This is a genomic window from Leifsonia virtsii (genome assembly GCF_030433675.1).
In the GTDB taxonomy this organism is placed as follows: domain Bacteria; phylum Actinomycetota; class Actinomycetes; order Actinomycetales; family Microbacteriaceae; genus Leifsonia; species Leifsonia virtsii.
This window is the reverse complement of sequence record NZ_JAROCB010000004.1, coordinates 201,238-223,486: the sequence shown is the minus strand read 5'-3', so window position 1 is coordinate 223,486 and position 22,249 is coordinate 201,238. Positions and strand designations below refer to the sequence as shown.

Here is a 22,249-nt window from a genome sequence, read left to right as displayed (position 1 = left end):
CCAAGCCGGGCGGCCAGGACGATTCCGGCGTCCTGGCCGCCCTCCACAACCGCTCCCCCACTCAGAAGGAATCAGTGTGTCCGACAACCTTGCCACGCCCACGGGCGCCGCACCCACCCTCCCCAGCGCGGTGAAGAAGCCGCGCCGCAACCACCGCTCGGCGAAGAAGGCCGGCTCATCCTTCGAGACCCTCGTCGCCGGGTTCCTCGCGATCCGCCTCGGCGACGAGCGGATCGAGCGCCGCGCCCGCAACGGTGCGAAGGACCGTGGCGACATTGCCGGAGTTCTGACCGTCCGGGGCGGTCGTGTCGTCATCGAGTGCAAGAACGTCACCTCGACCGCACTGCCCGCCTGGCTTCGCGAGGCCGAGGTCGAGCGCGGCAACGACGACGCAGCGATCGGCGTCGTCGTGCACAAGCGCCACGGCAGCGCGCGCCCCGACGAGCAGTTCGTCACCATGTCGCTCGAGACGTTCGCGCACCTGCTCCAGGGTGGTGAGGCCCTGTGAGCACACTCGCGGAGTACGAAGAGTTCCTCGGCGAGAAGGTCGCGTTCGAGAAGTCGTTCGGCTTCCACGTGAACCCGTTCGAGCTGCACTCGGTGCTGAAGCCGCACCAGCGCGACATCGTGCAGTGGGCGATCGCCGGCGGCCGACGCGCGATCTTCGCTCGGTTCGGTCTCGGCAAGTCCGTGATGCAGTTAGAGATCCTGCGCCAGATCCTGAAGCGCGACGGTGGCCGGGCGCTGATCGTGGCTCCGCTCGGCGTCCGGGGCGAGTTCATCCGCGACGGGCGCGAGCTCCTTGGCGTCGACGTGACATTCGTCCGCCGCACCGAGCAGGTGGACGGGCCTGGCATCTACGTCACCAACTACGAGTCGGTGCGCGACGGGAAGCTCGACGTCGACCTGTTCATCGCCGTGAGCCTCGACGAGGCGTCAGTGCTGAGGTCCTTCGGGTCGAAGACCTACCAGGAGTTCCTGGGCCTGTTCGATGCCGTCCGGTACCGGTTCGTGGCGACCGCGACGCCGTCGCCGAACCGGTACAAGGAGCTGATCCACTACGCCGGCTTCCTCGGCGTGATGGACACTGGGCAGGCGCTGACGCGGTTCTTCCAGCGCGACTCGACCTCGGCCGGGAATCTCACCCTGTACCCGCACAAGGAGCGCGAGTTCTGGCTCTGGCTGAACACCTGGGCGTGCTTCCTCCAGCGACCGTCGGACCTCGGCTACTCGGATGAGGGCTACGACCTGCCCCCGCTGGTGAAGCACTGGGAGGAGGTAGCGGTCGACCTCGGCAGCGAGCAGATGGACCGTGACGGCCAGGGGGTCCTCGTCCGCGGGGCGAAGATGTCGATGGTCGATGCCGCACGCGAAAAGCGCGAGACGATCCAGGCGCGCGTCGCCCGGGTGATGTCGATCGTCAACGCTCACCCGTCGTTCTGGCTCGATGACCAGCTCGTGATCTGGTGCGACCTCAACGACGAGCAGGACCTCCTGGAGAAGTCGCTTGCCGCTGCCGGCATCAGCTACTCGTCTGTGCACGGGTCGCTCTCCGATGAAGAGGCCGAGCGTCGACTCGACGAGTGGCGCGCCGGCGAGACGGTCGCGTTGATCGGCAAACCGGTGATGCTCGGCCAGGGCATGAACCTGCAGCAGGCGTCGACGGCGATCTTCGCCGGGGTGACGTTCAAGTTCAACGACACCATCCAGGCCGTGCACCGCATCCACCGGTACGGGCAGGACCGCGAGTGCCACGTCTACCTGATCCACGCCGACACCGAGGGCGAGGTAAAGAACACCCTCGAGCAGAAGTGGGACGAGCACGAGCGCCTTGCCGACACCATGTCCGACGTGATCCGCGAGTACGGGCTGAACCCGGGCCGGATCACTGCCGAGCTGACCCGCTCGATGGGGGTGAAGCGGGTCGAGGCGTCCGGTGAGGACTGGCTGATCGCGCACAACGACTGCGTGCCCGAAACGATGTCGATGGACGAGAACTCAGTCGACCTCATCGTCACATCGATCCCATTCTCAAACCACTACGAGTACACGCCGAGCTACAACGACTTCGGGCACACGGACGACAACTCGCACTTCTGGGCGCAGATGGACTTCCTCACCCCGGAGCTGCACCGCATCCTGAAGCCTGGCCGGATCTACGCCTGCCACGTGAAGGACCGCATCCTGTTCGGCAACGTCACCGGCGCCGGCATCCCCACCGTGTCCCCGTTCCACGCGGAGGCGCTGTTCCACGGGATGAAGCACGGCTTCGACTACATGGGGATGATCACGGTCACGACCGACGTCGTCCGGGAGAACAACCAGACCTACCGCCTCGGGTACACCGAGATGCGGAAGGACGGCTCGAAGATGGGCGTCGGCTCCCCGGAGTACGTGCTGCTGTTCCACAAGCCGCAGACCGACCGCTCCAAGGGGTACGCAGACGAGCGGATCGTAAAGGGCATCGCGGACTACTCCCTCGCCCGCTGGCAGATCGACGCGGCCGCGGACTGGCGCTCCTCCGGGAACCGCGCGCTCACCGTCGACGAGCTCGCACAGCTGAAGCCGGAGGACCGGTCGCGGCTGTTCAGCGAGCAGTCGCTCCGCGAGGTGTACGACTTCGACGCCCACGTGAAGCTCGGCGAGGCGCTCCAGGCGCGGAAGGCGCTCCCGTCGACGTTCAAGTCCCTCGACCCGGGGTCCTGGCACCCGTTCGTCTGGTCGGACGTGAACAGGATGCTCACCCTCAACGGGGAGCAGGCGCGCCGCAACCTGGAGTTCCACATCTGTCCGCTGCAGTTCGACATCGTCGACCGGCTCATCGAGCGGTACTCCAACCGAGGTGACCTGGTGTTCGATCCGTTCGGCGGCCTTGGCACCGTTCCGCTCCGCGCCCGGAAGCTGGGCCGTCGCGGGCGGGCGGTCGAGCTGAACCCGACGTCGTTCCGCGACGCCGTGAACTACCAGCGCGAGATGGACCGATCGGGCCACACGCCATCGCTGTTCGACCTGCTGGACATGGAGGGTGCAGCGTGATAGCGCCGAAACTCGCGCAACCGACGCCCGCTGAAGAGGCGGACGCCTACGAGGTCGCGACGAACCGCGACAGCGACACGTGCCAGCGCTGCCGCCGCCCGTGCGGCCCGATCGCTCGTGACCACCGCAAGAACCGCGGGCAGGGCGGCTGGACTGTTCCGTCCAACCTGCAGTGCCTCGGGCTCGACTGCCACACCTGGAAGACCGAGCACCCAGAGCAGGCCGTCGCCGAGGGCTGGGCCGTCCCCGGATGGACGCGCGCCGACTGGCGTGAGTGGCCGGCCGCCCGATGGGTCCGCACTGAGCGCGGAACCCTGCGGAAGGTGTGGGTGCTCTACGACGACGAGGGCAGCTGGCAGGAGATCGACGAGACCGAGGCGCGCGAGCGCATGGTCTCGATGGGCTGGAAGGGAGCGGCCTGATGGCCAACCTCAACTGGGTGCGAGTGGACGTGAACCTCCACAGCAACCACAAGACGCTCGAGCTGCTGGGGCAGCGCGGCGGCGACCACGCGCTGTGCGTGTGGGTGTTCAGCCTCGGCTACTGCGGCGGCCAGGGCAACTCCGGATTCGTGCCCGCGGCCGCCCTCGGCCTCATGCACGGGAAAAAGCGAGACGCCGATCTCCTCGTCGAGGTCGGCATGTGGGAACCAATCGAGGGCGGCTGGCTCATCCACGACTGGGCGGCGTTCCAGCCCTCCGATGAGGAGTCGCAGGCACGGACCGAGAAGGCGAAGAAGGCCGCCGCAGCGCGGTGGGCCAAGCAGAGAGGAAAGGCAGCATGAGCAGTGCTACAAGCAATGCTCCAAGCATCGCCGCTGAGCAGTACTCGACGGCGTCCGGAGCAATGCACGCAACGAACGCAACAGACGCAACTAACGTACGTGGCCAAGACCAGAGCGGATCATCTTCTGTTCCTGAGCGTGCGAGTGGGGCTGTGGATAAGTCTCCGCGGCCAAGGTCAGCGACGGCTCTCGGCTTCGTCGAGGTGCGCACGCCGATCTCGGTCGAGCACTACAAGCGCCTCCACCAGCTCGCGCAGCTCCACGACACCACGGTCGGCGCGCTGATCGGCGAGCTGACTCGACGTGCGCTGACGCCGAAGCCGACGGGCCGACCGTCGTACTACTCCGTCGAGCTCGGTGAGCGCATCTGGGACGGCCGCTGGATGCACCGCTCGTGGAAGGACATCGCTGCGGAGGAGCAGATCAACGAGCGGACGGCGAGGAGCTATTTCGCGCGCTACGAGGCGGAGCAGCGGCCACTCACGGGAGGACGGGCAGCATGAAGCACCAGGACATCGAGATCGAGCGCTACGACTCGGGCGTCAGCCCGTACAAGCGCGTGCGGATCACTCTTCGGGAGCGCGACGGCGGGCGCTGGGGCCGGGTGAGGCGGGTACGTCAGATCACCCTGCCGCAGGCCGACCTGGTCGCCGCGCTGCGCGAGGCTGACCTGTACGAGCGCGTGGAGGTGTCTCGGCCAGAGAAGACGACGGTCGAGGCCGACGTGGCCATGTTCGCGGCACTCTGGACGATACCCAGCCCGTCGCAGCGGGCTCAGGACGCTCGACAGGCGTTGTGGGCGCGCATCCTCCGCCGGATGGGGATTTGATGAGCGGCGTTCCCCGGCCGCCGGCGCCGCACCTCAGCCGGCAGCAGTTCCTCACGGTGGTCGAGTTCGAGCACGCCGCTGACTCCTTCGCCGAGGCCGACGAAGCGGCGCGCTCGTGAAGCTGCGGCGAGCGCGTTCGACGACGGCGCTGCTGAACGAGAAGCCCATCGCGGCGTGGTTCGAGCCTGAGCCTCGACCGCCGGCGCGTGACCCGCGTCCGTGCCACGCCTGCTGCAAGACCCCCGGACTCGGCTGCGCGAAGAACTTCGACTGCCCGTGCCACCAGACCAAGGAGACCCGATGACACTGCTCTGCATCACGAACGACGTCGATGACCTCCGCTCGTGCACCATCCGCAACGAGCACCTTTCGACGTGCGAGAACGACGCCTGCACCGGGTGTCTCCCGCGGCCGGCCGAGCAGGGGCTTCTCTGCTACTCGTGCGCGACCAAATTCGACGAGGCGCTCGCGCTCAGCGTCGACCTGATCTCGCACTGCCGGTCTATCGAGTCGGGTCCGCGCGACACGAGCGGCGTGCGCACGGCTCCCGGATCCCGCGTCATCCTGCCGACGTCATGGGTGCAGGCCGACACGCTCTACCGGGCGCTGGCCGCCGTCGCCGTCGCCTACTCCGTCGACTGGCGAGTCGAGGAGCCCGAGTGGGACGTCACCGCGTCACACCACAACGGCTTCCACCCCGAGGCTCCCATCGAGGCCGTCTGGTGGGTCACCGAGATCCTCGTGCGCTACGTCAGCGACAGCGTCGACCGGCTCCGAACGAAGCACCACGGAGCCGCGGAGGCGGTCCGATACGTGCACGCCGTCCAGACGGCGCTGCACGCGTTCCCGCTCGAAGAGAAGCCACGCCGCATCCGCCACATCCGCTGCCGCACCTGCCAGCACGAATCGCTGCAGTGGCGACCGCCGCTCGAGCACCTCGACCCGATCGTCATCCAGTGCTCGAACCCGGGCTGCGGCGCGCTCTGGGATCCGCAGCTAGTCGACTTCGACATGCGCGTCCTGCGGCAGGAGATCGAGGCCGAGATGGCCGGGAAGGCTGCGGCATGAGGTACGTGAGAACGCACTGCGTCTACGACGGCTGCGACCGCGAGCTGGACAATCACGGCGCCCGCGGGCTGTGCGCGAAGCACTACGCCCGCGAGCGGAACGCCGGCAACCTCGACCGCTACGCCCTCCTGACACGCGAGCAGCAGTTCCGAGCCATGACGCAGGAGCGTGACGGCTGCTGGATCTGGAAGGGCCACGTGGCGGCGAGTGGCTACGGCCTCACCTCGATCCAGGACCGGACCGTCTCTGCGCATCGGGCGTCGTACGAGCTCTTCGTCGGCGAGATCCCGGAAGGGCTCGAGATCGACCATCTCTGCGGACGGCCGGTGTGCGTGAACCCAGCCCATCTCGAGCCGGTGACCCCGGCCGAGAACGTACGTCGGCGCGACGAGCGCAGGAAGGAGATGCCCGCTTGAGCATCGACAAGGTGGCCCCACTACTCCCGCCGAATCCCCTACACGGCCTCCCCTGCCCCGGGTGCGGGCGCCGGTTCGACAGCCGCGCCCTTCGCCCCTGCGATTGCCCGGTGATCGATCTGAGCGACATGACGATGGCGGAACTCAAGGCCGTGTTCGCGGCAGAGGGGCTCAGCCTGCGACACGACCGGAGGGAAAGCGATGAAGGCTGAACTCACTGTCGCTGAGGCGATCGCTGCATCTGGGCGCGGCAAGTCGGCTGTCTACGAGTGGATGGCGGAGGGCTCCTTGCCGTACGAGGAAAGCAGCGAGGGCCGCATCATCCGATCCGTCGACCTCATGCGGGTAGCCGGACAGAAGCGGCGAGGCCGCCCTCGCGGATCGGCCAGCCGCTCGTAGCGACACGCCGCCGCCGTCAAGCTGGAATCAATTCCGGAAAACCCGGAGCATAGACACTGTCGGATGGAGAACTCCACCCAAGAAGGCCCCGCCAGGCATCCCCCCAAGCCCTGGCGGGGCCTCCCCCATGAGTGCGGTCGCGCCGCGTCAACGCGGTATTGCACAGGGCCGCGAAGGCTGCTCACGACGCTGTCCACCTTTCGCAGCGAGGTAGACCTGCGCGGCGTGACCGGACCTCAAACGGCTACGTAATCCGCCCACGTCTCAGACGACCAACTCAGCGACGGAATCGGCGGAATCGGCGGAATGGGGGGAATCGGGGGAAGAGGCGGAAGCGCTGCCAGCGGCGGCAACGGGGGAAGAGCCGTCAACGGGACCATCGGCCCGTCGATGGCTCCCTCCGTAAAGGCGACCGCACCACCCCGCCGGTCTCGGAAGTACCCGGTTGTGTATGAGCCGATCGTTCTGCCACGGGTCGAGAAGAAGTGACCGTCCCGCACCCAGCCAATGGTGCGCCCGCTCATGTCGACCACCCGGTCTTCCGCGAACCAGGCACAGACTCTTCCACTTCTGTCGAATATCGGCCTCACTGCATTTCCTCTCGTCTTCGAGCAAGTGGGCCCAGCGTAGCGGCCACCCCCGACCTTCCGAGGCGCGACGCCTCACTCCGAACGGGCAAGAGGCCCAACCGAGGTGATCGACCATGCCGGGTAGACCAGTCAGCGACGAAACGCGCGAACAGATCGTGGCGGCCGCTCGTGCAGGGAAGACCCGGAACGCGATCGCACGGGAGTTCGAGGTCGCGGGCGGAACGGTCACTCGCATCTGCACGGACGCTGGTGTCAGCTTCGACCGGTCGGCGACGGAGCTGGCGGTGCGGGCCCGCACGATCGACCTGGCGGAGGAGCGTCTCCTCGTCGCCCAGAAGATGCTCGCCGTGGCGTCGGACATGCTCGACCAGCTCGACGCCCCGTACGAGGTGTTCAACTTCGGCGGGAAGGACAACACGTTCACGTCGGAGGTGCTCGACTCGGCGCCGGCTGAGGTGCGGCGCAACGCTGTCGTGACCGCGGGGATCGCGTTCGACAAGGCGACCAGGGTGATCGAGAAGTCGGACCACGGGCTCGAGGAGGCCGTCGGCACGCTGGATGTTCTCGCTGCTGGGTTCAAGGCGGCGGCCGAGGAGATCCGGGCCCGCGAGGCGGCACCGGTTGAGGGCGAGCCCGATGAGGCTTGACGAGCTGGAGCGGCGCGTTTCCCGGGCGCAGATCCTCTCGCTCGTGGATGCGCAGACGCGGAAGCTGGCGCTCTGGTACGGCGCGGTGTCGTCGGGCAAGACGGTGATCTCTCTGTGGGCGTTCCTACTGGCCGTGCGCGTGGCCCCGCGTGGCGGCCTGATCGTGATCATCGGGAAGTCGCTGCAGACGATCTACCAGAACGTCTTCACCCTGCTCGCGAACACGGAAATCTTCGGCTCCCGCATCTCGTCGCAGGTCGTCTACACGCCCGGCTCGACGTCGGCGTGGATCCTCGGCCGTGAGGTCATGCTCGTCGGCGCGAACGACGCCAAGGCCGTCGGCCGCATCCAGGGCGCCACGATCGGTCTCGCCTACGTGGATGAGGCGGCGCTCCTCCCTGAGGAGTTCTGGAACATGCTGATCTCCCGGCTTCGTGTGCCCGGCGCCCGTCTTCTCGCCACGATGAACCCGGCCAGCGCGAACCACTGGATCCGGAAGAAGTGGATCCTGCAAGCGGCCGACAAGAACCTCGTCAGCTTCCACTTCACGATGGACGACAACCCGGCCCTCGACGACGAGTACAAGGCCGACATGGTCCGCTCGTACTCCGGAGTCTTCTACGACCGGATGATCCGCGGCCTGTGGACGAACGCGGCCGGCGCGATCTTCCCGATGTGGGATCCGCACGTGCACCAGATCCCGTTCGCGCAGATGCCACGCTTGCAGGCGATCATCGGCGTCGGCATGGACTACGGCACTACGAACGCCACGACCGCGATGATGCTCGGCCTCACCGACGAGCGCGACCCGCGGCTGGTGTTCATGGACGAGTGGGGCTGGAACTCCCGCGAGGAGGGCTACACACTCTCCGACGTCGAGCTCTCGAAGCGGTTCCGGAAGTGGCTGCCCCAGGAGCACACCCCGTACCCGTCCGACATGGAGCCGCGCTTCATCTTCCGCGACCCGTCGGCCGCATCGTTCGCCCGGCAGCTCCTCGACGACGGTGTCACCACCTGGCCGGCGAACAACGACGTCCTCCCCGGCATCGCGACCATCTCGAACCTCCTCGACCGCCGCAAGCTCATCGTCACCGACCGGTGCGAGAACTGGCTGGCCGAGGTCACCGAGTACCGGTGGGACGAGAAAGCCACCGACGACGGCGAGGACAAGCCGCTGAAGGAGAACGACCACTGGCTCGACGGTGGCCGCTACGTCGCCCATTCGACCAAGCACATCTGGACCCCGGAACTCGACCGGATCGCAGCGTAGAGGAGGCACCCGTGGCGCTTCCCGACCCCAACACCTCCTGGCCGCCGAAGCCGTGGGACGAGGCGTACAAGGTGTACGCGGAGTCCGAGACGTGGCGGGTGGGCGACGCGGACGCGATCCACGAGTTCTACCGCGGCGAGCGGCCGGCTGCGACGCACCGGCGCGACGGCGAGCTGTACGAGGGCGGCGTCGTCGGGTGGGTGTCGTCGAAGTTCTGGGGCCGCCCCGTGCCTCCCGGGCAGAACCGCACCCGCCTCCACGTCCCCGCGCCGGCCGATGTCGCGTCGCTGGCGTCGGCGTCCGTGTTCTCGAACCCGCCGGAGCTGCGCTTCACCGACAAGCAGTCGAAGAACACGATCGACCGGCTCGAGCTGATCGGCAACTCTGACCAGGCGCACTCGACGTTCAACACGATGGGCGAACTCAAGTCCGTGTTCGGTGCGTCGGTCCTGGTCTCCGAGTGGGACACCGAGATCGCTGACCACGTGTGGCTGTCCGCGTACGGCGCCGACGTCGCGCTCCCCGAGTTCCGCAAGGGCAAGCTGGTCGCGGTGACGCTGTGGACCGAGTACCGCGACGGGAACGAGTACTACCGGCACCTCGAGCGGCACGCGGTCGGCGCGATCGAGCACGCCCTCTACCTCGGCACCGCCGACAAGATCGGCCAGCGCATCCCGCTGCAGGACCGCGACGAGACCGCCTACCTCGCCACGCTGGTGAACGAGAACAGCGTCATCCTCACCGGCATCGACCGGCTCACCGCGTCGTACAACATGAACCTCCCGACGTGGGCGTGGCGGAAGAAGGGCGCGCTGGCGAACGCTGGCCGCTCCGACTTCGCCCAGCTCTACCCGCTCTTCGACGCCCTCGACGAGGCGTACTCGTCCTGGATGCGTGACCTGAAGCTCGGCGCGGCGAAGGCCGTCGTCCCGCAGGCATTCCTGGAGACGCTCGGCCGGGGCCGCGGTGCCTCGTTCGACATCGACCGGGAGCTGTTCGTCGGCCTGAACACTCCGGGCAACCCCGACGGCGACAAGATCGAGCAGGTCCAGTTCGAGATCCGCACCGAGGAGCACGAGGCCACCACCACCGAGCTGTGGCGCATGATCTACCGCACCGCCGGCCTCGGCACCCGCAGCGTCGACAAGGACACCGGCCGCCAGCTCACCGCTACCGGTGAGCTGCTGCAGGACGACGACAAGGAAGCCACCCGCGGGAAGAAGATCCTGTACGACAAGCGGGCGATCGCCGAGCAGCTCGCGGTCGCGCTGGAGCTCGATGGGAAGCTGTTCGCCGGCAAGGGCGGCGGCCAGTTCGCACCGCCCGAGGTCCGCTTCCCCGACAGCGCCCAGGTCGACCCGGAGAAGCAGGCGCGCACGATCCAGTACCTCTCAGCGGCCGGCGCGATCTCGGTGTGGCAGTCGGTGAAGATGTTCAACCCGGACTGGGACGACACGGCCGTCGGCGCCGAGGTGAACCGCATCCTCGCTGAGAAGCGCGCGGCCGCGGCGATGGTCCCGGACCCGGCGACGTTCGACGGCGGCGACCCGACACAGGACCCCAACAACCCGGACAACCAGGGAGGTAACCCCGATGGCGGCCAGTGATTTCAACATCACGTTCACCGGCGAGCCGGACCCGGAGCTCGAAGAGGCGCTCGGCGAGAACTTCGAGTCATGGCTGCCGTCCGGGAACGCTCTGCTCATCCGCTTCGACGACGGGTTCGAGTTCAAGGTGGCCGCCGGGATGCGCGTGCAGCGCGACCCCGACGGCGCGCTCGTCGTCTTCCACTGACGATCGGAGGTAGGCAGTGGCCCTCTACCTCCCCGACCCCGAGGGCCCGGACCCCGCGGAGCTGATCGAATCGTTCGGCGCCCAGCTCGCTGCCCGCTACACCGCCGCCGAGCAGCTCCTCACCGAGGCGATCGCGAAGCGCGCGTACGTCATCCTGGCCTTGCAGGCGTCCACCGAGCCGGAGGCCCGCGACCTGCTCGCCGCGCAGCTCCGGCTGCAGCGCCTCGCGATGGAGCGCACGACAGCACTCCGGGAGCTGCAGCAGATCGCCGCGCGCGAGGTCGCACGCATCCGTGAGGAGAAGCTCGCCGAGCACCTGATCGCTGAGGCCGCCCGGTACGGTGAGGCCGCGGCGGCCACGCGCCTGAAGCTCGCCCGCCGGCTCCCGGCTCCCGCCCCGGTCACCGCGACGGCGTCCTCCGCGGTCGCGCAGCTGACGCTGGACCTCAGCTCACGCCTCGAGACGCTGAACGCTCGCATCCTCCGGTACCCGCAGGACGCCTACCAGCAGGTCATCTCCGAGACCGCACCGATCAACCTCCTAGGCGGCGAGACACGGCTCCGCGTGCAGCAGCTCGCGGTGCAGCGGTTCCTCGCCGACGGCATCGACGGCTTCACCGACCGTGCCGACCGCCGCTGGCGCATCGGCACGTACGCGGAGATGGCCGGACGCACCGCGACGCAGCGCGCCTACCAGGACGCCGGCGTGTGGCGGATGCAGCAGTCGGGCCTGAACCTCGTCACCGTCGTCCGCGGCCTCGACTCGTGCAAGAAGTGCGCGGGCTGGTCGGGCAAGATCCTCTCCACGAACGGCGACGCGTCGAACGTGCTCCTCCCGCACGCCACTGACGACCGCATGGTCGCCGTGAAGGTCGACGGCACCGTGCAGGATGCGCGGAACGCTGGCTGGGGGCACCCGAACTGCCGCTGCCAGCTCGTCGCCTACCTACCGGGGCTGACGGTACCGCAGAACGCGACGACGTTCGACCCGAAGGCTGAGGCCGACCGGGAGCGGCAGCGGGCTCTCGAACGAGAGATACGCGCGGCGAAGCGGGATGCGTCGATAGCCCCGAATGACCTCGAGCGCCAGAAGGCCCTCCGGGAGGTCAAGGACGCGCAGAAGGAGCTCCGGGCACACCTCGCCGAGACAGGGCGCAAGCGCGCGAACTACCGGGAAAAGCTCGGGTTCTCCGACGGCCGGTAGGGCGGTACGGCTCTTGTGGAGCCAGGCACCGACGACGAGCAGGGACGTCACGAATTGGGAAGCGGTCACGGGGACTCTGTGCCGCCCGTAGGTCGCCGGGTGTGCTCTCACGCATCGGCTATGCCTTCACCACCCCGGCCGGGTGCTTCTGACTTCCCCGCGCGATGCGGGGTAGGCCGCGTGATGCGGCTTCATCGAAGGAGGGCGTGATGCCCAGAGAACAGATCAATCACCCGCCGACGCCATCCCTTCGCGTCCCTCTCTGCGGCGCAGGCGTACCGGCAGGCTTCGATTTCGCGCCGTGGATGGATCCCGCGATTCACGTCGGGTGGCAGCCCGGTTCGTGGGTGCAGCTCGGCCTCGAGCTGGACATCAGCTACGCGCGCTTCGCGATCGCCTCGCCGAACGGCTCAACGCCCGGCCGGACGCTCGTGTGGACTGACGTGCTCACTCCGGACGAGATCGACAAGCTCATCGCCACGCTGAAGCGCGCAAAGCGCAAGGCGTTCGGGCGGCGCTAACGCCAAAGACCCCGTGCCGTCTGCGGCCCTGCACGCAGGCGGCACGGCCTCGTCCACCGCAGGGGTGGGCGCACTCCGCCGACGAGAGGTCGGCACAACCGAGCTGGAGGCTCACATGACCACCCGCAGCACGCTGCACCCCGTCCTCAGGGACCGCGACGGCCTCGCGATCATCGGCCGCACCCGCCACGACCTCATGGGCATCCGCTATGAAGGGGACGAGGGCGGCAACACGCCGCCCGCACCGCCCGCCGGCGGCGACCCGACCCCGCCGCCCGCTCCCCCGGCTCCCACGCCGCAGCCGCCGGCGCAGCCGACCCCGCCCGCGCCTCCGGCACCGCAGCCGCCCGCGCCGACGCCTCAGCCGCCCGCGCCGACGCCTCAGCCGCCGATCGACTTCCGCGGCGACCCGAACGAGTACATCCGCGACCTGCGCGACGAGAACAAGACCCGCCGCCAGGCGAACGAGCAGCTCACGACCCAGGTCGGCGAGCTCACCCAGACCAACGAGACCCTGACGGCCCAGAACGCGCAGCTCGCCCGAGCGAACGCGGTCATCCTGGCCGCCGCCGGTCTCGGAGCGAACGCCGCGGCGATCCTCGACGCCAAGTCGCTCGACACCAAGCTCGCTGCGGTCGATCCCAGCGACCCGGAGGCGGTGAAGACCTTCATCACAGAGGCGATGGAGAGCAACCCCGCCTTCAAGACCGGCCCCACGCTGCCCCCGTCGAGCGGAGGCGGACACCAGGGCGGTCAACCACCCGCAGCACCCACCACCCTCGAGGGCGCCGTCAGCAAGGCGCTCGGAGGCTGACTCCACCTAAGGAGATGAAATGCCCATCACACTGAACGAGTCGAAGAACAACGCGGTCGCGGATCTCGACGTCGCGGTGATCGACGAGTTCCGCAAGGAATCCGCGATCTCGGACGCGCTGATCTGGGACGACGCTGTCAACCCGGTCGGCGGTGGCGCCACCCTCGACTACGGCTACCGCCGTCTCGCGACCCAGCGCAACGCCGCCTTCCGCGCGTACAACACCGAGTACACGCCCGAGGCCGTGACCACCGTGAAGGTGAACGTCACGCTCGCCCCGCTCGGTGGTTCGTTCGAGGTCGACCGCGTCCTGGCCAAGCTCGGCCCGGCCGCATCCGGCGGCGTCGCGCTGAACCTCGCGCAGACCATCAAGAGCACGGTCACGAAGTTCCAGGACGCCGTGATCAACGGCGACACCGCGGTCGACGCGAACGGGTTCGACGGTCTCGACAAGGCCCTCGTCGGCTCCTCGACCGAGGTCGGGACCGGCTCGGTGACCGACTGGCGCGACTTCGACACCGACGCCCGCGCCGAGCACAAGGCCCTGGACGCGATCGACGACTTCCTGTCCTACCTGGACGGTGCGCCGACGCTCATCCTCGGCAACGCCCGCGCGCTCTCCCGTGTCCGTGCCGCCGCTCGCCGCGCCGGCATGTACACGAAGAACCCGGTCGAGGGCCTCCTCGGCCCGAACGGTCGGCCCGTCGTGCGCGAGCAGTACGGCGACATCGTGTTCGCGGACCCGGGCAACAAGCCCGGCACCAACAACCCGATCATCCCGATCGTCACCCGCACCGTCGGCGGCACGTCCACCACGGGCCTGACCGACCTCTACGCGGTCCGCGTCGGCATCGACGGCTTCCACGGTGTCTCCACCGTCGGCGGCCAGCTCGTGCAGACGTGGCTGCCCGACTTCTCCACCGCCGGCGCGGTGAAGAAGGGCGAGGTCGAGATGGGCCCAGTCGCCGTCGCCCTCAAGAAGACCAAGGCCGCTGCGGTCCTCCGCAACGTCCGCGTCAGCTAAGGAGAGCTGTCATGGCGAAGAAGACCATCAAGGCACCCGTCGAGACCTTCGACGGGACCGTGGCCGGCGTGCGCTTCGAGAACGGCGTCGGCCACACCGACGACGAGAACGCGATCGCGTACTTCGAGCGGCAGGGCTACGACGTGTCCGGCTCCGACAAGGAGCAGGAGCGCCCGTACCCCGAGGGCGACCCGTCCGACAAGTGGACGAAGGAGCAGCTCGTCGCGTACGCGAAGGCGCACGACGTCGACCTCGGCAAGGCCAAGTCCAAGGACGAGATCTGGAACGCCATCCAGCCGGGTGGCACCCCCTACAAGGGCCAGACCACGCCGGACGGGAAGGCGCTCGTCAACGACAGCGCCGACCCGAAGGACGACACCGTGAAGGACCAGCAGTCCCTCCCGGAGAACGCCCGATAGCACCACCCCTGGCGGCCCCGGAGACACGATCTCCGGGGCCGCCCCACAGACACCAGATCGGAGGCCACCACGATGGCACGCATCAAGCACCCGCAGCCGCAGCTCGGCCGTATCCGCGACCGCATCGGCGGGATCGAGTTCATCGACGGCTACGCCGACGTCGACCTGTCCGACAAGCCGAACCTCGTCGCGGCGTACGCGATGCACGGCTATGAGGTCGAGCCGGAGGTCGCCGAGACGGCCGTGATCAGCGACACCGCGGTCGACGAGCACGACGGCGACGAGAGCCTCGACGCGCTCACCGTCGCCGAGCTGAAGGCCCTCGCTGACGAGGCCGGAATCGAGGCCAAGGCGAAGTGGACGAAGGCGGACTACGTGGAGGCCCTCGCCAGCCACCTCGAGAGCGTCATCGGCTCGGGCGACGCCGAGACCGAGCTGCAGGACTGAGCATGGCCCAGCGCGTCTACGCCACCGCCGCGGACTACGACAGCTACGCCGAGGAGCCGTTCGACGGCGACGAGGCCAAGCTGGCCAAGCGGCTGCGCCGCGCGTCCGGTGTCATCGACGGGCTCACGCGGCTGGCGCGCTTCGAGATGGACGACGACGGCTTCCCGACCGACCCTGACGTCTCCAGAGCGTTCACCGAGGCGACCTGCGCCCAGGTCGAGTACTGGGAGACGACCGACGACCCGACCGGCGCTGAGTCCACGATGGGCCCAGTCCGCATCGGCTCCGTCTCGCTCGGCGGATCCGGCGTAGGTGGCGGCGCCCAGAACACGCGCAGCGCCAGCGACTCCCGCATCTCGCCGGAGGCCGTCGAGATCCTCGCCAACGAGGGGATCGTCGCCCAGATCGTCGGCTCACGATGAGGCTCCGGAAGAAGCACCTCCCGCACCGCATCGACATCGAGCGGCTCGACGGCGAATCGGCCGAGGGCCCCGCGTACGCCGCACCCGTCAAGGACCGGCCGGCGTACGTCGAGCAGAAGAGCCGCCTCGTCGTCGATCGCCGCTCCACGTCCGAGACCGCAGGCCAGGAGATCACGGCGACCACGTTCGTCGTCGCCCTCCCCGAGGACGACACCGCGCCCGGCTCGTACGTGACCGTCTTCCCCGGCACCTCCCGCCACCGCCGCACCCAGGTGATCGACTCTGCGCTCTTCGACTACCGCGGCACCCCGAACCACGTCGAGCTGTACCTGGAGTAGCGCATGTCATACCGCATCGACGTCACAAGCAAGCAGAACGGCGCGGAGGTCATCGAGGCCATGCTGCAGGGCTCCGAGCGCGGAGTGAACCTCGCCGCCGAGTTCCTCCTCGGCCTGGCGAAGGACCGCGTCCCGTTCCGCGACGGAGACCTCAGCGCATCCGGCACCGTGGAGCGCGCCGACGACGCCGCAGGAATCGAGGCCGACGTCGTGTTCGACGCCCCGTACGCCGCCCGCTGGCACGAAGACGGCGAACTCATCGACTCCCTCGGCCGTCACTACAAGGGCGGCTCCAACTTCCAGAACGGCCGCGAGTCGCACTACGTCGAGAACCCGGCGCGCGAGAACCGCCGACAGATCGCCGCGATCATCCGCAAGGAGGCGAAAGCCGGTGGCTGACCCGATCGCCTACCCGGTCCGCCTCGCCCGCGGTGTCGCGCAGCACGCCGCCGACGCCGGCCTGGGCGTGTTCCGTCTCGACGGCCCGAAGTACACCGACCCCGAGGTCGGGATCTTCACCAACGGGCCCGAGCTCCCCACGACGATCGACCGCTGCATCGTGCTCACCGTGCTCGACCCGACGCCGGAGGGCCGCGAGAACCTGATCACTCCGATCCAGTTCCGCTACCGCCTCGCACCGGGCGCGACACCGACCGACGCGCTCGGCTTCGGATGGCGCATCCGCGAGACCTACGAGCACCTCGAGCGCGTCGTCTTCGGCGACGTGCGGATCAGCTTCGTCGAGTACCGCAACAGCCTCCCCTTCACGGCGGACAGCAGCGGCCGGCCCGGCGGCACCGTGACGCTCTACTTCCGCGGCCGCCGCCACTCATAGACCCCACCCGGGACCGTCGCACCAGCGGCACCAACCACAACCACCACGAAGGAGAGACGCATGTCTGACCCCTCGATCTACGACGCAACGGTGCCCACCGAGGGTTCCGTCGCACTCGCGCACCAGCAGATCATCCGCGTCAAGCGGCTCGGCACGTTCGAGAACATCACCGGTGACGTGAACAACCTCCTCGACACCCCGACGCCCGTCACGGTGAAGCGGGAGGTGTACGGCACCAAGGGCACCGACTCCTCCGACATCATCGGCTACAGCCACGTCGTCACGTTCGACGTCGAGGCCGTCCGGGACGCCACCGGAGCGATCGCCCAGCCGTGGCTCAAGGCGCTCATCAAGGCCGGCAAGTCGAAGGGCGCCGCGAACAAGCTCGACGCGCAGGTGTTCGACGCTCTCGACGGCTCGCTCGACGCGACCGAGGGCTCCTACTCCGTCGCGTTCGTCCCGCTGAACACCGGCTACGCCGACAAGGGCGGCTACAAGTTCACGCTGACCAGCGACGGCGTCGTGCGCGACGTCCCGTCCCCGGTCGCGGGTGACGGCAAGCCCACCATCGAGTCGATCCCGACGGCGAACGGCAAGACGACGGGCGACCAGCTGGTCATCCGTGGTTACAACCTCGACACCGTGACGAGCGGCACCATCGACGGCCAGGCGATCACCAAGATCACCCCGATCGACGAGAACACGCTCGTCTTCGTCATCCCGGCCACCGTCACCGGCGCGGCCCCGATCGTCCTCACGAACCCGGCCGGCGCGTCCGCCGCGTTCAACTACACGGCCGCGTAGGCCAGAAGGGCACCGATCTCCGATGGCATCGTTCACGCAGCAGGGGCGTGACCTCCACATCACGATCGACGGGGTGGATGACCCGTTCGTCATCCGCCCCGTTCCCGGCCGCCGCGGCCAGGAACTCACCGAGTACTTCCTCCGCATCGCCGCGCAGCAGCCCCTCGACGGGCTGCCCGACGCCCCGCCCGACATGGCCACCGTGCTGAACTGGGCGGTCAACGGTGTCGACGAGAACGGCGACTGGATCACCGACGGCGAGAACTCCCGCAGGGTGTTCAACCAGCTGACCCTCTCCGAGGGCGAGGACGTGCTCCTCCCGGCGTTCTACTGGTCGTCCGTGCTCGGCATCAAGGGGGTGCAGGAGTACTTCGCCGCCGGAGGCGGGATGGCCGGCGGGGTAAAAGCGCTGGGGTCGCTGACCATGACTTTGGGGATCTCACCGTTGGTGACATCGCAGAGTTCGGTGTTGGCGACCCCGACCCCGTCACAGGCCGATACGACCACTACGTCTTCCCCGCCGGATGGAAGCGCGCTCGAGCGGCTGCCGCGTTGGAAGCGGAGCGTCGGTCAGAACGGCAAGAAGCCACGACGGCGGGCGTAACCGCCGTCGAGCTCTGGTCCACCGCGCTCCCCCACCTCTATCAGGAGGTCGAGTTCGACCTGCTCCGTGCAGGCCTGATCACCGACCTCGACGCCGCCATGCGTGACCGCCCCTGGCACTTCATCCGATCCGCCGTCGAGCAGCTCCTCGACCGTCCCGAGACGTGGCTATGGAAGGCGGTAGCGGATGTTCGACGCCGGCGCACTGATCTACCGGATCCAGGTCATCGGAGCCGAGGCGGCGAACCGCGCGATCAAGGATCAGGACCGGGCGCTCAGTAGCGCGTCCAAGACTGCTAAGCAGACCAGCACAGCCACCGAGGATCTCGGCAAGAAGACCGACGACACCTCGAAGAAGCAGCGCCAGGCGAAGTCTGACACGGACGCGCTCGGCGGCTCCCAGCAGCGGACCACCACCACGACGAAGGCGCTCGGCCAGGAGTTCACCTCCATGTCCGAGAAGGGCCAGACCGCGTCGAAGGAGGTCGGCGCTGGGTTCCTCGGCGTCGGCGCCGCGGTGTCGGTCATGGTCGGCACCGCCGTGGCCAAGTTCTCGTCGTTCAGCGGCGAGCTCGCGCAGGTCCGCACCCTCGCTCACGCCAGCACCGAGCAGATGCACGACCTCTCCGAGGCGGCGCTCACCAGCGGACAGAACATCGGGCTCTCGGCGAACGAGGTCGCCCAGGCCGAGACCGAGCTCGTCAAGGCGGGCGTCGGCGTCCAGGAACAGCTCGGCGGCGCGCTCCCGGGCGCGCTGAACCTCGCGGCCGCGGGCCAGATCGACGTCGCGAAGTCGACCCAGATCGCCGCCGTGGCGATGACGCAGTTCAAGCTGGCCGGCAAGGACGTCCCGCATCTCGCCGACCTCCTCGCGGCGGGCGCCGACAAGGCGCTGGGCGGCGTGGACGACCTCGGCATGGCGCTCAACCAGTCGGGCCTGGTCGCCTCGCAGTTCGGTCTCTCCATCGAGGACACCGTCGGCACCCTCTCGGCGTTCGCCAACGCGGGCCTCCTCGGTTCCGACGCCGGAACCTCGTTCAAGACGATGCTGCTCTCCCTCGCCTCGCCGTCCGCGCAGGCGAAGGAGGAGATGAAGAAGTGGAACATCGAGGCGTACGACGCCCAAGGCAACTTCGTCGGCATCACCGCGCTCGCCGGTCAGCTTGAGAACGGGCTGCGCGGGGCGACCCAGGCGCAGCGCGACCAGGCGCTCTCGATCATCTTCGGCACCGACGCGATCCGCGCTGCGAACGTCCTCTACAAGGAGGGCGCGGCGGGCATCGGTGAGTGGGTCAACAAGGTCGACGACAGCGGGTTCGCGGCCGAGCAGGCACAGGGCAAGCTCGACAGCCTCGAGGGTGATGTCACGAAGCTCGGCGCCGCGTTCGACACCGCTCTCATTCGTTCCGGGTCGGCCGGGAACGACGTCCTCCGCGAGATGGTGCAGACCCTGACCCAGGTCGTCCAGTGGTACGGCGGGCTCCCTGAGCCGGTGCAGGCCGCGGCGCTGTCGATCGGCGTCGGCACGGCCGCGGTCGCGCTCTTCGGCGGCACGCTCCTCGTGACGGTCCCGAAGGTCGTCCAGTTCAAGGCCGCGGTCGCGACGCTGTCGGAGGAGATGCCGCGCACGACGGCCGGGCTGAAGGGGGCGGCCGCGTTCCTCGCCGGGCCGTGGGGCATCGCGCTCACAGCCGCTGTCGCACTCCTCGGTGTGTGGTCGAGCGCTCAGGTGAAGTCGGGCACGAACGTCCAGGAGCTCACCGATCAGATCGACGAGCAGACGGGCGCGCTCACGAACAACGGCCGCGCGACCATCCAGAAGCAGCTCCAGGACCAGGGCGTGTACGACGCCGCCAAGAAGGCCGGGATCAGCATCAAGGAAGTCAACGCCGCGGTGTTCGAGGGTGGCGACGCGCTCGACAGCTACAACAAGAAGAGCGCGGACTACTACGCCTCGGTCGGAGTCGGCGGCAACATCCTGCGATCCTTCAGCGGCGAGGCGTCGGCGCTGGCCGACGGCGTCAACGTCGCCCGCAAGGACATCGAGGACGCCAAGACCGCGCACGAGAACCTCGCCGAGGCGCAGGAGAGCGGCGTGGGCGCGTCGAAGGAGTCGACGTCCGCGCTCGATGAGAACGGGAAGAGCGCCGACACCGCCGCGGCCGCGTATGCGGAAGCCGCGAAGCAGGCGAGCGACCTCCACGACCAGATCGACCAGCTCATCGAGTCCGTGAACAAGGCCAACGGCGTCGGACAGGACGCTGTCTCGGCCAACGCCGCCTATCAGCAGTCGCTCGCCTCCGTGCAGGACACGATCGAGAAGGCGCACGAGGGCCAGGACGGCTACTCCACGTCGCTCGACCAGGCGACGGTCGCCGGGTCGAAGAACGCGCAGATGTTCGCCGACCTCGCCGCGAAGTCCCAGGACGCCGCCAAGGCGCAGTACGACCTCGACCACAACACGGACGCCTACCGGGCCAACCTCGAGGCCGGCCGCCAGACGCTCATCGACAACATGACGGCGCTGACCGGCAACCACGATGAGGCGGTCAAGCTCGCCGACGCGATCTACCGCATCCCGTCCGCCAAGGAGTTCAAGATTCTCGCCGACACGGCGTCGGCCCAGTCGCAGATCAACACCTTCATCACGACCAACGACGGCCGCAGGCTGCGGATGTACGTGGACGCGTACGGCGGAACGGCCTACCAGATCCCGGGTACGAACGTGCGATTCAACGCCCAGGGAGCGATCTACCCGACTGTCGAGCACTTCGCCGGCGGCGGGATTCGCGAGCACCACGTGGCGCAGATCGCCCGCGCAGGCACGATGCGCGTCTGGGCCGAGGCGGAGACCGGCGGCGAGGCGTACATCCCCCTGTCGCCGTCGAAGCGCGACCGCTCGACGGCGATCCTGCAGACCGTCGCGACGCAGTTCGGATACCAGCTCGTCCCGGCCGAGGCTCAGAGTTTCGCCGACGGCAGCGCGCCGCGCGCCCGCCGCCGAGCTGACGACCGGTCAGCACCGCAGGTCACCCAGCACATCTACCCGTCCGAGGGCATGAACGAGCGCGACCTCGCCGGCAAGGCAGCAGACGAGTTGGAGCGGAGATTGCGCCGATGATCCAGTGCGACCTGCCCGGGCTCACCATCACGAACGAGCCGGGCCAGACCGTCCCGTACCTCTCCGACACGAACTGGTACGACGGGGCCGAGGTGGTGATCGACGCCGACGACCGGCCGTACGGCGAGGGCTCCTTCGACGTCGACATTCCCCAGATCCGCCCGCGCTACTTCGACGTCGTGATCGACCTGGTCGACCCGGGCGATGGGTCCGCAGTGTGGGCGCTGCACGACGTCGCAATGTCGCTCACCGAGCTCGTCGACCCCTTCGACGTCACGTTCACCGACCCCGCGCGGGGACCACTCTCCTCGGTCGGCGTGCGCGTCGCCGGCAAGGTGACCTTCCCGATCGAGGACGAGGACGGCGTCGCCTCGGTCACGATCCCGATGAAGGCGACAGACCCGAAGCGCTACGGCCCACTCGTGGCGCCGGTCCCTTCGACTGGCCTTCCGACTGGGGGCACCGGCATCCCCTACCCGGTCGCGTACCCGATCGACTACGGCGTGGCCGGGAATCCGGGGACGCTCGTGCTCGCGAACGCTGGCAACTCGGCGGTCATCCCGGACTTCCAGGTCACAGGCGGGCTCTCCGGCGGGTTCGACCTCGTCGTGCGGGAGACGAGCGCGCACAAGCGGTTCGAGCGACTCATCCCCGTCGACTCTGTCGTGACGCTGCAGCAGTCGATCGGCCGCGCGTTCATCGACGGCGACAACGACGTGACCCGAGACCTCACGTACGACGAGCCGATCGTGGTGCCCCCGAAGTCGTTCGTGACCGTCCAGTTCAACGCCATCGGCGTCGCGACGGGCACCCCCACCCTCACCGCCCCCACCATGCGCCCCGCGTACCGATAGGAGATCCCGG

Annotated in this window: 27 protein-coding genes; 26 read left to right on the top strand and 1 reads right to left on the bottom strand. The window is 68.5% G+C overall.

All coding sequences use genetic code 11. The features are described from left to right. The first annotated feature begins 76 nt into the window (after positions 1-76). The 8 genes from P5G59_RS15090 to P5G59_RS15055 all read left to right on the top strand — a co-directional run bounded on the left by P5G59_RS15090 (position 77) and on the right by P5G59_RS15055 (position 6,133). Entirely contained in the window at positions 77-508 is a 432-nt protein-coding gene (locus P5G59_RS15090; protein WP_301219820.1) for a hypothetical protein, read from the top strand. Beyond that, positions 505-3,036 carry a DNA methyltransferase gene (locus P5G59_RS15085; RefSeq protein ID WP_301219819.1) on the top strand — a complete coding sequence of 844 codons (2,532 nt, stop codon included), beginning with the start codon at positions 505-507 and terminating at the stop codon, positions 3,034-3,036. The genes P5G59_RS15090 and P5G59_RS15085 overlap by 4 nt, the downstream gene beginning before the upstream one ends. Beyond that, a complete protein-coding gene (locus tag P5G59_RS15080) occupies positions 3,033-3,458 on the top strand; it encodes an HNH endonuclease (RefSeq protein WP_301219818.1) in 426 nt (141 codons plus the stop codon). The genes P5G59_RS15085 and P5G59_RS15080 overlap by 4 nt, the downstream gene beginning before the upstream one ends. Then, on the top strand, positions 3,458-3,820 hold the full coding sequence (locus P5G59_RS15075) for a hypothetical protein (protein WP_301219817.1): 363 nt from the start codon (positions 3,458-3,460) through the stop codon (positions 3,818-3,820). The genes P5G59_RS15080 and P5G59_RS15075 overlap by 1 nt, the downstream gene beginning before the upstream one ends. A gap of 152 nt (positions 3,821-3,972) precedes the next feature. After that, complete coding sequence (locus tag P5G59_RS15070; RefSeq protein ID WP_301219816.1) at positions 3,973-4,323, top strand: hypothetical protein; 351 nt, start codon at positions 3,973-3,975, stop codon at positions 4,321-4,323. After that, the gene (locus P5G59_RS15065) at positions 4,320-4,649 is read left to right on the top strand and encodes a hypothetical protein (RefSeq protein WP_301219815.1); all 330 of its coding nucleotides are present in this window, start codon (positions 4,320-4,322) and stop codon (positions 4,647-4,649) included. The genes P5G59_RS15070 and P5G59_RS15065 overlap by 4 nt, the downstream gene beginning before the upstream one ends. Positions 4,650-4,949: 300 nt before the next feature. Further along, on the top strand, positions 4,950-5,717 hold the full coding sequence (locus P5G59_RS15060) for a hypothetical protein (protein ID WP_301219814.1): 768 nt from the start codon (positions 4,950-4,952) through the stop codon (positions 5,715-5,717). Then, complete coding sequence (locus P5G59_RS15055) at positions 5,714-6,133, top strand: HNH endonuclease signature motif containing protein (protein ID WP_301219813.1); 420 nt, start codon at positions 5,714-5,716, stop codon at positions 6,131-6,133. The genes P5G59_RS15060 and P5G59_RS15055 overlap by 4 nt, the downstream gene beginning before the upstream one ends. Before the next feature lie 635 nt (positions 6,134-6,768). Here the strand turns inward: P5G59_RS15055 and P5G59_RS20805 are convergent. Further along, the gene (locus tag P5G59_RS20805; RefSeq protein WP_435871270.1) at positions 6,769-7,122 is read right to left on the bottom strand and encodes a 4-fold beta flower protein; all 354 of its coding nucleotides are present in this window, start codon (positions 7,120-7,122) and stop codon (positions 6,769-6,771) included. 113 nt (positions 7,123-7,235) lie between these two features. Between P5G59_RS20805 and P5G59_RS15050 the strand changes: the two genes are divergently transcribed. From P5G59_RS15050 to P5G59_RS14965, 18 genes are all read left to right on the top strand, one after another. Continuing rightward, positions 7,236-7,769 (top strand): helix-turn-helix domain-containing protein, encoded by a 534-nt coding sequence (locus P5G59_RS15050; RefSeq protein WP_301219812.1) that lies wholly within the window; start codon positions 7,236-7,238, stop codon positions 7,767-7,769. Further along, positions 7,759-9,039 carry a PBSX family phage terminase large subunit gene (locus P5G59_RS15045; protein WP_301219811.1) on the top strand — a complete coding sequence of 427 codons (1,281 nt, stop codon included), beginning with the start codon at positions 7,759-7,761 and terminating at the stop codon, positions 9,037-9,039. Before P5G59_RS15050 ends, P5G59_RS15045 begins: the two co-directional genes overlap by 11 nt. A gap of 11 nt (positions 9,040-9,050) precedes the next feature. Beyond that, positions 9,051-10,646, top strand: a complete 1,596-nt coding sequence (locus P5G59_RS15040; RefSeq protein ID WP_301219810.1) for a hypothetical protein — start codon at positions 9,051-9,053, stop codon at positions 10,644-10,646. Next, positions 10,633-10,833, top strand: a complete 201-nt coding sequence (locus tag P5G59_RS15035) for a hypothetical protein (protein ID WP_301219809.1) — start codon at positions 10,633-10,635, stop codon at positions 10,831-10,833. Before P5G59_RS15040 ends, P5G59_RS15035 begins: the two co-directional genes overlap by 14 nt. A 16-nt stretch (positions 10,834-10,849) precedes the next feature. After that, positions 10,850-12,037 (top strand): phage minor capsid protein, encoded by a 1,188-nt coding sequence (locus tag P5G59_RS15030; RefSeq protein ID WP_301219808.1) that lies wholly within the window; start codon positions 10,850-10,852, stop codon positions 12,035-12,037. A 209-nt stretch (positions 12,038-12,246) separates the two neighbouring features. After that, positions 12,247-12,558, top strand: coding sequence for a hypothetical protein (locus P5G59_RS15025; RefSeq protein WP_301219807.1), 312 nt, complete (start codon positions 12,247-12,249; stop codon positions 12,556-12,558). A gap of 115 nt (positions 12,559-12,673) precedes the next feature. Beyond that, on the top strand, positions 12,674-13,372 hold the full coding sequence (locus P5G59_RS15020; RefSeq protein ID WP_301219806.1) for a hypothetical protein: 699 nt from the start codon (positions 12,674-12,676) through the stop codon (positions 13,370-13,372). Between the two features lie 19 nt (positions 13,373-13,391). After that, on the top strand, positions 13,392-14,396 hold the full coding sequence (locus P5G59_RS15015; protein WP_301219805.1) for a major capsid protein: 1,005 nt from the start codon (positions 13,392-13,394) through the stop codon (positions 14,394-14,396). 11 nt (positions 14,397-14,407) lie between these two features. Continuing rightward, a complete protein-coding gene (locus tag P5G59_RS15010; RefSeq protein WP_301219804.1) occupies positions 14,408-14,815 on the top strand; it encodes a hypothetical protein in 408 nt (135 codons plus the stop codon). Between the two features lie 72 nt (positions 14,816-14,887). Further along, a complete protein-coding gene (locus P5G59_RS15005) occupies positions 14,888-15,262 on the top strand; it encodes a hypothetical protein (RefSeq protein ID WP_301219803.1) in 375 nt (124 codons plus the stop codon). Positions 15,263-15,264: 2 nt separating this feature from the next. Continuing rightward, positions 15,265-15,684: a head-tail connector protein gene (locus P5G59_RS15000; RefSeq protein WP_301219802.1), complete on the top strand. Its 420-nt coding sequence runs from the start codon at positions 15,265-15,267 to the stop codon at positions 15,682-15,684. Continuing rightward, a complete protein-coding gene (locus P5G59_RS14995) occupies positions 15,681-16,022 on the top strand; it encodes a hypothetical protein (protein WP_301219801.1) in 342 nt (113 codons plus the stop codon). Before P5G59_RS15000 ends, P5G59_RS14995 begins: the two co-directional genes overlap by 4 nt. A gap of 3 nt (positions 16,023-16,025) precedes the next feature. Then, positions 16,026-16,421, top strand: a complete 396-nt coding sequence (locus P5G59_RS14990; protein ID WP_301219800.1) for a hypothetical protein — start codon at positions 16,026-16,028, stop codon at positions 16,419-16,421. Continuing rightward, complete coding sequence (locus tag P5G59_RS14985) at positions 16,414-16,857, top strand: hypothetical protein (protein WP_301219799.1); 444 nt, start codon at positions 16,414-16,416, stop codon at positions 16,855-16,857. Before P5G59_RS14990 ends, P5G59_RS14985 begins: the two co-directional genes overlap by 8 nt. 60 nt (positions 16,858-16,917) lie before the next feature. After that, a complete protein-coding gene (locus P5G59_RS14980; RefSeq protein WP_301219798.1) occupies positions 16,918-17,661 on the top strand; it encodes an IPT/TIG domain-containing protein in 744 nt (247 codons plus the stop codon). Between the two features lie 22 nt (positions 17,662-17,683). Next, entirely contained in the window at positions 17,684-18,265 is a 582-nt protein-coding gene (locus P5G59_RS14975; RefSeq protein WP_301219797.1) for a hypothetical protein, read from the top strand. A gap of 186 nt (positions 18,266-18,451) precedes the next feature. Continuing rightward, entirely contained in the window at positions 18,452-21,385 is a 2,934-nt protein-coding gene (locus P5G59_RS14970) for a phage tail tape measure protein (protein WP_301219796.1), read from the top strand. After that, complete coding sequence (locus P5G59_RS14965) at positions 21,382-22,239, top strand: hypothetical protein (protein WP_301219795.1); 858 nt, start codon at positions 21,382-21,384, stop codon at positions 22,237-22,239. The genes P5G59_RS14970 and P5G59_RS14965 overlap by 4 nt, the downstream gene beginning before the upstream one ends. Positions 22,240-22,249: the final 10 nt, after the last annotated feature.

Bases quoted from the DNA above. Each gene is read 5' to 3' on its own strand.
- P5G59_RS15045 (WP_301219811.1), top strand. From the start codon at position 7,759: ATGAGGCTTGACGAGCTGGAGCGGCGCGTTTCCCGGGCGCAGATCCTC.
- P5G59_RS15050 (WP_301219812.1), top strand. From the start codon at position 7,236: ATGCCGGGTAGACCAGTCAGCGACGAAACGCGCGAACAGATCGTGGCG.
- P5G59_RS15000 (WP_301219802.1), top strand. From the start codon at position 15,265: ATGGCCCAGCGCGTCTACGCCACCGCCGCGGACTACGACAGCTACGCC.
- P5G59_RS15020 (WP_301219806.1), top strand. From the start codon at position 12,674: ATGACCACCCGCAGCACGCTGCACCCCGTCCTCAGGGACCGCGACGGC.
- P5G59_RS15065 (WP_301219815.1), top strand. From the start codon at position 4,320: ATGAAGCACCAGGACATCGAGATCGAGCGCTACGACTCGGGCGTCAGC.
- P5G59_RS15055 (WP_301219813.1), top strand. From the start codon at position 5,714: ATGAGGTACGTGAGAACGCACTGCGTCTACGACGGCTGCGACCGCGAG.
- P5G59_RS15075 (WP_301219817.1), top strand. From the start codon at position 3,458: ATGGCCAACCTCAACTGGGTGCGAGTGGACGTGAACCTCCACAGCAAC.
- P5G59_RS15010 (WP_301219804.1), top strand. From the start codon at position 14,408: ATGGCGAAGAAGACCATCAAGGCACCCGTCGAGACCTTCGACGGGACC.
- P5G59_RS14970 (WP_301219796.1), top strand. From the start codon at position 18,452: ATGTTCGACGCCGGCGCACTGATCTACCGGATCCAGGTCATCGGAGCC.
- P5G59_RS15035 (WP_301219809.1), top strand. From the start codon at position 10,633: ATGGCGGCCAGTGATTTCAACATCACGTTCACCGGCGAGCCGGACCCG.
- P5G59_RS14980 (WP_301219798.1), top strand. From the start codon at position 16,918: ATGTCTGACCCCTCGATCTACGACGCAACGGTGCCCACCGAGGGTTCC.
- P5G59_RS14990 (WP_301219800.1), top strand. From the start codon at position 16,026: ATGTCATACCGCATCGACGTCACAAGCAAGCAGAACGGCGCGGAGGTC.
- P5G59_RS14975 (WP_301219797.1), top strand. From the start codon at position 17,684: ATGGCATCGTTCACGCAGCAGGGGCGTGACCTCCACATCACGATCGAC.
- P5G59_RS14965 (WP_301219795.1), top strand. From the start codon at position 21,382: ATGATCCAGTGCGACCTGCCCGGGCTCACCATCACGAACGAGCCGGGC.
- P5G59_RS15025 (WP_301219807.1), top strand. From the start codon at position 12,247: ATGCCCAGAGAACAGATCAATCACCCGCCGACGCCATCCCTTCGCGTC.
- P5G59_RS15015 (WP_301219805.1), top strand. From the start codon at position 13,392: ATGCCCATCACACTGAACGAGTCGAAGAACAACGCGGTCGCGGATCTC.
- P5G59_RS15060 (WP_301219814.1), top strand. From the start codon at position 4,950: ATGACACTGCTCTGCATCACGAACGACGTCGATGACCTCCGCTCGTGC.
- P5G59_RS15005 (WP_301219803.1), top strand. From the start codon at position 14,888: ATGGCACGCATCAAGCACCCGCAGCCGCAGCTCGGCCGTATCCGCGAC.
- P5G59_RS14995 (WP_301219801.1), top strand. From the start codon at position 15,681: ATGAGGCTCCGGAAGAAGCACCTCCCGCACCGCATCGACATCGAGCGG.